The following is a 7,999-nucleotide window of genomic DNA, read 5'->3' as shown; positions in this document are numbered from 1 at the left end:
TCCTGTCAAGTCTTTTAATTACACTTATTATTCGTAACATTTTTTTTCACGCTTGGTATAATAGCTGAATTCTTACAAATAAGGAATAAGTAATCAGGAATAATGTCAATTTTAAGTTCAATTAAGATTGACAATAAACAATTAAAAAAATTAGATCAACATTGCAGTTTTATGACATAATAAAAAGCTCAGACAAAAGATTCATTTGTTACTTGTTATAGTAGTTTATTTAGGGCTTACTGAATAAGTTTGAAACCTTAGTTTATCAAAATATTGAGAACAATTATTGATTTATAGCAGTCGAAGCAAAGGTTAGAACATTTAGAAATCCTGAAACCCTTTAATAGTCTCCTGTTCCCAGTTAAGTGTTCCCAGTTAAGTGTTCCCGATTCAAGTAGCGCTATATAAAATAGACATAGGCGTGATAATCAAAAATTAAATCAATCCCATACGTATAAACCATCAATTATTTCCCTCTACTCCCTACTCCCTACTCCCTACTCCCTCTTTTCCACCAGAGGTCTAATATAAGTTAAGAACTGAACCCTTCAAAACTAATCCACAAGTTGAACTTTTATGGTGAAAAGTTTCACTTAACTTAAACCTCAAAAACACTTTTGCCTGTTCCTTTAAGGAACCAAAAACTTTTTCAGCAGACCCTATTTAAACTTAATATTTTGGGAGATATTCAGTCAATAAGTCTCATAAAAAAACATTAAATTAAATCTCCCACCTAATATCATGTCTGCTTAATTAGTTATAAAAAAACTTTCTCCTCCTTTTCCTCCTCTGCTCCCTCCTGACTCCTAACTATAGATTTTCAAACACAGCAAACATAGGCAAATACATAGACATCAAAATCGAACCAACCATCCCACCAATAAGCACAATCATTAGTGGTTCCAACATACTCGACAGAGACTTCACAGCTTCCTCAACCTCAGTCTCATAAAAAGCTCCCACCTTCATTAACATCCCATCCAATTCACCAGTTTCCTCACCAATAGCCATCATTTGAATCGCCAGAGAAGGGAAAACATTCTTTTCCTGTAAAGCCAAACTAATCATTCCCCCACTTTGAATCTCCTGCCTTGCATATTCAATAGACTGAGCGATCGCCTCATTCCCCGCCACATTTCGTACAATTTCTAGAGCTTTTAACATTGGCACACCAGAACGAGTCAAAGTACCAAAAATCATACAAAAACGAGCTACCGCTGACTTCTCAAGAATATCCCCAAAAATAGGAAGTTTCAGAAAAATTTTGTCAAAAAACAGCCTACCTTGGTCTGTTTTATAAGCCGTTGAATAGGCAATATAAATAGCAATAATTACTCCTATTGTTGTTGCTTGGGGAATAGGAGGCCAAGTCCTACAAAACTCACTTATACTTAACATAAACACAGTAAAAGCTGGCAGCTCCGTACCAATTTGCTCAAAAATACCAGCAAAAGTTGGTAACAGAAAAGTCGTCATGCCAAAAAACACTGCCAGAGCAATAAACATAACAGTTTTTGGATAAGACATAGCCGAATTAATTTCACTTATTGTCTTAGCATTTTTCTCTAACATAACTGCCAAACGTTCCAGCACTTCATCAAGTACACCACCCACCTCTCCAGCAGCTACCATACTCAAAAATAATTGATCAAAAATCGCAGGATGTTTTCTCATTGCCTCCGACAACTCTGTTCCTTCTTCAACCTCAGCACTAATCATTTTCATCGCATATTTAATCTTGGCATTAGAAGTTTGGTCTTTTAAAACTTTAAGACACCTAACCATCGGCACACCAGCATTAAACATTGCAGCAAACTGACGGGAAAAAATAGATAAATCTTTCACCGTCACCGATGCTAGGGCAACATTTATTTGTTCTTCTATTATCTCTAACCGTTTTTCTAAGCTACTTTGAGGTTTTTTATTAGCTATATTACCAGCCATTTTATTCCTTCCTTATATTATTTATAGGACTTACGCAGAGACCATGTATGTAGTGTCAAAAACTCAATCGCTACAGTTTTTGCACTCTATATATAGTACCCCTGCGTAAGTCCTGATTTATTTAAAATTAGGGAGTAGGGAATAGGGAATAGGGAGTAGGGAGTAGGGAGTAGGGGAGCTTAAAGGGGTAAGTTTGTAACAAAGGGATGAGCGATAGAACGACCTTCCGCGCTCCGCGACCCCTGTTATTCAGTATTAAAATCTAAAAAAAACGTGCTTTTTTATACCCAAAACTTCCCCCTCTTCCCACACTTTTTTTACATCAAATCTAAAAAACTTACCCTTGTAAGGAGTAGGGGAGTAGGGAGTAAACACCAAATATTTAGCCCGTTGTAGTCATACCAAGAATCTAACTTCTGACTTTAGCTATAAATCTCTCATGCCAGAAAACTATAGAACCCATTTGGTATCAATACTCATGATTAAATTTTTGAGTTAGGAGTCGTCGGTAGAAAGAAGCAATAATTGAAAAATACTCCAATACACCCCATCTCTCGATATACCAAAATTTGCACAAACAGGTGGTTATAGAAACAGGACTTACCCAAATCTACTATATATAGAGTTAAAAAACTATAACGTTATAGTTTTTAACGCTATATCTGTTGTCTCTGCGTAAGTCCTAAGAAAATGAAACAGCCATTCCCACTCCCCCGCTCCCCTACTCCCTCACTCCCCACTAACGAGCCTTAGCCTTAGCCTTAGTTTCCTTAGGCTCTGGACCAATTAAAGCTTCCAATTCATCCGGTTTAACTGCCTTAGCCATAACATTCGCCCAAGTAGCCTTTCCTTCCTTATATAACTTAGCCAGAGCCATTTCCATAGTCTGCATTCCCAACTTAGCTCCCATTTGAATTTGAGAATAAAGTTGAGAATTTTTCGACTCTCGAATCAAGTTAGCGATCGCCGGAGTATTAATCAAAATTTCCTGAGCAGCACAGCGACCGCCACCAATTTTCTTCACCAAGTTTTGGCTACAAATACAAACAATAGAGTTAGCCAACTGTGACCTAATTTGAGGTTGTTGTTCTGGTGGGAAAACATCCAACATCCGGTCTACTGTACCAGGAGCAGAATTAGTATGCAAAGTCCCAAATACCAAGTGACCTGTTTCTGCTGCACTAGAAGCCAAAGAAATAGTTTCTAAATCCCTCATTTCCCCAACTAGAATAATATCTGGGTCTTGACGAAGTGCTCCTTTGAGAGCATTAGAAAAACTTTTAGTATCTTCTCCTTTTTGCCGTTGGTGAAACAAACTTTTCTCATTAGGAAATACATATTCAATGGGGTCTTCCACAGTCAGAATATGTTCACAGCGGGTACGATTAATTAAATCTAGCAAAGCCGCCATAGTAGTTGTTTTTCCAGAACCAGTTTGCCCAGTCACCAGAAACAGTCCTCTAGGTCGCTCAGTCAACTCCCGTAAAATCATTGGCACCCCAAGCTTATCAGCATTAGGAATTTGGGAAGCCAACGCCCGCATACAAGCTGCCCAACTACCCCGTTCCCGATAAACATTCAGACGGAAACGAGCCAACCCCTTTACCCCATAAGCACTGTCAAGCTCCCAGTTTTGCTCCAAATTCTTACGCTGCATATTATTCAGCATCTGGAAAATCAGATTTTGTACTTCTAAAGGCTCTAGATTTTCCCCAAACTGAGGTTGAGCAGTCAACTGTCCACTAATACGGAAGAAAATAGGTGCTCTGGCTTGAATATGAACATCAGATCCCCCTTGTTCGACCAGAGACTCTAAAACATCCTCAATCATAAAAGACATAAATTCAATCTCCCTTTTATAGTTATCCGCTATCAGTTATCCGTTATCAGTCACCAACTATTTTGTCAAACTGGTATTCAGTGCTTGGAAAATAATTTTTGACTTTTAGTGTTAAGTGTCTACTGATAACAAATCTTTCTCAACCTCACCCCCTCTTACAAGAGTAAGTTTTTAACAAAGGGGTGAGTGATAAAACTACGTTTCGCTTTGCGAGCGCTTTTATTCAGTATAAAACCTCAAAAAAAATCTGTTTTTCTATACAAAAAATAGCTGATTTCTGCTCCCACACTTCCCACCCTACCCACACCCAAGGGAATAATTCTAAAAAACATACCCTTGTAAGGACTCTCCACTCCTACTCAAAGCGAGGTGTCATACAATAAGGACAATCTACCCACTCTGGTTGCAACTCAGCATTACAAGACCTACATATTAGGTTTTGTCTAGCCTGGCGTTTCATTTCCGCCTCCAAACCAGAATCGGTAAATGTTACCCGTTCCACCTCCTCAAAAGTTGTATGACCTTCTCGTACCAAGTTCAAGCTATACTGCAATAGAGGTATCATCCCATCTTCTACTGCAGCTTCCTTAATTTGTTCCGTTGGTGCCCTTTGAGTAATTAAAGTTTGTAACCGCTCCGTAATTTTCATAAACTCATAAACACCCACACGACCTTTATAACCGAGACCATTACACTTGCGACATAACTCTCCCCTTTCTGCTAAACTTTCCCGTTCCTCGACTGGTATAGTATTTGCTCTATAGTATGTAAACTCTTCTTCTTGAGCAGGAACCATACCATAACGACGAAACTCATCAGGTTCAGGCTTATATTCTATTCGACATTGATTGCAAACCCGACGCATCAAACGTTGCGCCACCACACCTAACAAAGCTGCTGAAACCATGAAAGATTCTACTCCCATTTCATCAAGACGAGCGATCGCTCCTGCCGCATCATTGGTATGTAGAGTTGTCAAAACCAAGTGTCCGGTTAACGCAGCTTCAATAGCTGTTTTTGCTGTTTCCTTATCTCGCGTTTCCCCCACCAGCAAAACATCGGGGTCTTGTCGCAAAAATGCCCGCAGGATACTTGCAAAAGTTAGGTCTTTTTCCCTAATCACCTGACATTGAGTAATTCCGGGCAAAGCATATTCAATCGGGTCTTCTGCCGTACTAATATTAATCCCAGGGTCATTGCGTTCTGCCAAAATCGAATATAGAGAGGTAGACTTACCAGAACCAGTTGGCCCCGTCACTAGAATTAATCCAAATGGACGACCAGCAGTTTCCCTAACCAGTTCCAAAGTTGGTTTATGTGAAATTAACTTATCCAACCCCAGTTGGGTACTAGAGCTATCTAAAATCCGCAAAACTATCTTTTCACCATAGCGACTAGGCAAACTATTTACCCGGAAGTCAATAGTACGTCCCTTAAAAACCTTACGGATACGACCGTCTTGAGCTTGTCGTCTTTCAGCGATGTCTAGGTTGGCTATAATTTTGAAGCGGGAGGTAATAGCAGGAATAACTTTTTTCGGAAACCGAAAATACTCTTGTAAAACCCCATCTTTACGCATCCGAATTTGGATAAATTCTTCTTGGGGTTCTACATGAATATCAGATACCCCCTCACTCAGTGCTTTAACTAAAATTATGTTAACAGCTTTAATAACAGGAGCATCTTCAGCTTCAGAGAGGCTTTTTGCTATATCCTCTACCTGAGCCTCATCTGCTGCATCCTCCAACTCAGCACTTTCAAAAAAGCCTGATTCCATCTCTAACTCTTTTTCTTCTGCCTTTTTGGCAGCAGCAGTTTCTTTCTTAGCTTGCTCCTCTAAGTAGTAGTTGATTAAATGTTGATAATCTTCTTGAGTAATAACCAACCGTTGCAAAAGTAATCCATGATGCCTCAAAATATTTTTTAGCTCATCCAAAGCTTGAAGATTATCAGGGTTAACCATTGCAACCATTACAAAAGGTTGCTGTTTTTCATAATCACTCACCAGATTTGATGGCAGGGGATCTCCAGCAAACTTTTCTAAGTCCTCAATTAATTTACCCTGTGAGTTGCTGCTTTGAGCTAAAGCCTTCAGCATTTGCTGTTGACTCATATTCCCTGTCTGGACTGCCTGATTTGCCAGATGAGTTTCGTGACTAAATAATGGTATAATCTGATTCCGACGACAAGTTTCAATTGGAATTACCTTGTCAATTAAATAACATACCTGTTGTGCTGGAATTTGAGTAATCTCTGGGTCAAAAGCAGCTACACCATAGAGAATCATTAACTCAAATAGCTGTTGCTTTTTATAATGCCTGAGTAATTCCGGGGGTAATGGTTGCCCTGTTAGAGCTTCCAGTAACTCTGTTAGTGATTTACCGGTTTTACGGCTTTTAACTTGGCATTCTTGGAACTGTTCAATGTTGACATAGCCAGCTTGAACCAGTTTATTCCCGAAGGGAGAGAGATGACTCAGGGCAACTATAGCGGTGCGCGAATTCCGTGAAGAGCTTTGGGCCATGGCTGATAAAAAATTTTTCCTTAATCTAAGTATTCCCTAAGTTTTTGAGAAAATTTACACTTGCTTAATAACTTGTTAACTTTATTTACTCCTTAAATGTTTGTTTGCACTTTCCTGATTTAATTTTTTATGTACTCCAGTCTTTGACTAGCTTTTTTACTTTCAATAAGGATATTCTACCTTCTAAATCTCAATCGTAAATGAAACAATTAGGCCAGCAAATACCAGACTACTGTAACAATTTTAGCAATCATAGAAAAACTTTTCCCATCTCCCATCTTTGATATGGTAGGTACAATTAGCTATCACTAACAAAAATCTAGACCAGGAAAATGTTTGGCTCGATCGTGCCATGATTCGGTATAATGTAAAGCTGTAGCCTAAGGTGCAATATTTGCCAACAACATAAGGCAATCTAAAATTACACGCAGGGGACTTCCACTATAGCCTTTGGGGTTAGCGATGATGGGAATGGGCGTCCTCCAATAATATTGACAAGTTGATGTGGTTGTGCTAAAATAACTAGCTCAGAGCGTATTAATCAAATCTTGTTGACTCAAGCTGAATAAATCTGAAAAAAGTGTATTGACTTCTTTGTGTCACTTGTCCAAAAACTTATTTAATGTTGGGTTGTACACAATTCGTCAATATTTTTTTCAAGAGAATAAATATCTCTCTTACCGAAAAATTGGGGTATGCGCCTTGCCCTTAAGCGGGCAACTTTTTGGTTGATTAAATAGAAGGACATAAGGTATAGTATTGTTATTGTTGTCGTGGGTGGGCAAGGAGAGACATTAAACGGACGGGTCGGGAAGCGTAACCCACCCCCATCCCCTCCTGGGAGGGGAGTAAGAGGGGTGGGTGCAGCACTCGATGAAACGTAAACTCCGAGCTACGGCTCGGTATGAATTTCCCTGCCTAACCGCCGGAGAGGATGTCAATTGTGCAAAGAAAGAGAATGAAAATTATCAACTCTTGGCAACTGATTGTTTGTGGTCAAAAAAAACACTTAAATGTGTAGATAAATGCTTTAAAGCATTCTTTTTGGGGAGACCCCAAGACCGCACTGCCTCAACTTTGTTCAAATTCCGATATTTACCCTTCGTGGCAAGCTGAAAAGCCTCTCTCTGTGAACGATCTGGGTTGAACTACGTTGACCAGGAAGAATCCTACAAATCTATTGCATCTAGTCTTAAGCGCGATCGAATAACTGTTTACAATGCTGATAATCCCGTCAAAAAAAGCTTCTCTGGTAGACGAGTCAATCGCGGATTATATCAGACAAAAGATGGTCATTTAATTAATGCGGATGCAAATGGGAGTTTTGGAATCGGGTTAAAAATTAAGCACCAACTCAGTTTTGAGCGAGTTTCTAGGGTCTGTTTGACGCAGCCTGTAAGGGTTAATATCCTTCAAGAATCACCCTCTATAAGCGACCTTAGGATCTTAGTAGTGGGATTACGTCAAAGAGTTAGGAATAACTATGTATTATGATTTATTTTTTAATTTATTTTTGAGAACTCAGAAACTAATAAACTATTAGTTCAATAAATTTTGATTGTTATGATTTAAAAATTTATAGATAGATAGAAACAGGAAGAATTTGTTTGGCAATTTTTAGCAAATATGAGAATCGATTAAAGATATCTTGCTAAACAATTAAATTCCATAATATTGCTTAACCTACTATA

At 38.8% G+C, this 7,999-nt stretch carries 5 protein-coding genes; 2 read left to right on the top strand and 3 right to left on the bottom strand.

Annotated features, from left to right (window positions below; all coding sequences use genetic code 11):
• Positions 1–810 precede the first annotated feature (810 nt).
• The 3 genes from F6K22_RS23350 to F6K22_RS23340 all read right to left on the bottom strand — a co-directional run bounded on the left by F6K22_RS23350 (position 811) and on the right by F6K22_RS23340 (position 6,308).
• Complete coding sequence (locus tag F6K22_RS23350; protein WP_293103379.1) at positions 811–1,944, bottom strand: type II secretion system F family protein; 1,134 nt, start codon at positions 1,942–1,944, stop codon at positions 811–813.
• A gap of 739 nt (positions 1,945–2,683) precedes the next feature.
• Entirely contained in the window at positions 2,684–3,784 is a 1,101-nt protein-coding gene (locus F6K22_RS23345; protein ID WP_293103376.1) for a type IV pilus twitching motility protein PilT, read from the bottom strand.
• Positions 3,785–4,139: 355 nt separating this feature from the next.
• Positions 4,140–6,308, bottom strand: a complete 2,169-nt coding sequence (locus F6K22_RS23340) for a GspE/PulE family protein (protein WP_293103373.1) — start codon at positions 6,306–6,308, stop codon at positions 4,140–4,142.
• 873 nt (positions 6,309–7,181) lie between these two features.
• On the opposite strand from F6K22_RS23340, the gene F6K22_RS23335 reads away from it, so the two are divergent.
• Both F6K22_RS23335 and F6K22_RS23330 read left to right on the top strand, forming a co-directional pair.
• Positions 7,182–7,424 carry a hypothetical protein gene (locus tag F6K22_RS23335; protein WP_293103370.1) on the top strand — a complete coding sequence of 81 codons (243 nt, stop codon included), beginning with the start codon at positions 7,182–7,184 and terminating at the stop codon, positions 7,422–7,424.
• Between the two features lie 27 nt (positions 7,425–7,451).
• The gene (locus F6K22_RS23330) at positions 7,452–7,802 is read left to right on the top strand and encodes a hypothetical protein (RefSeq protein ID WP_293103367.1); all 351 of its coding nucleotides are present in this window, start codon (positions 7,452–7,454) and stop codon (positions 7,800–7,802) included.
• Positions 7,803–7,999 lie beyond the last annotated feature (197 nt).

This window comes from Okeania sp. SIO2F4, assembly GCF_010672385.1.
In the GTDB taxonomy this organism is placed as follows: Bacteria; Cyanobacteriota; Cyanobacteriia; order Cyanobacteriales; family Microcoleaceae; genus Trichodesmium.
Note: the sequence above shows the minus strand (reverse complement) of the source record. Positions and strands in the feature narration are given on the sequence as shown.

What these genes read in the sequence shown, in the direction of transcription:
- F6K22_RS23350 (WP_293103379.1), bottom strand. Translation starts at nt 1,944, where the DNA reads ATGGCTGGTAATATAGCTAATAAAAAACCTCAAAGTAGCTTAGAAAAA.
- F6K22_RS23340 (WP_293103373.1), bottom strand. Translation starts at nt 6,308, where the DNA reads ATGGCCCAAAGCTCTTCACGGAATTCGCGCACCGCTATAGTTGCCCTG.
- F6K22_RS23335 (WP_293103370.1), top strand. Translation starts at nt 7,182, where the DNA reads ATGAAACGTAAACTCCGAGCTACGGCTCGGTATGAATTTCCCTGCCTA.
- F6K22_RS23345 (WP_293103376.1), bottom strand. Translation starts at nt 3,784, where the DNA reads ATGTCTTTTATGATTGAGGATGTTTTAGAGTCTCTGGTCGAACAAGGG.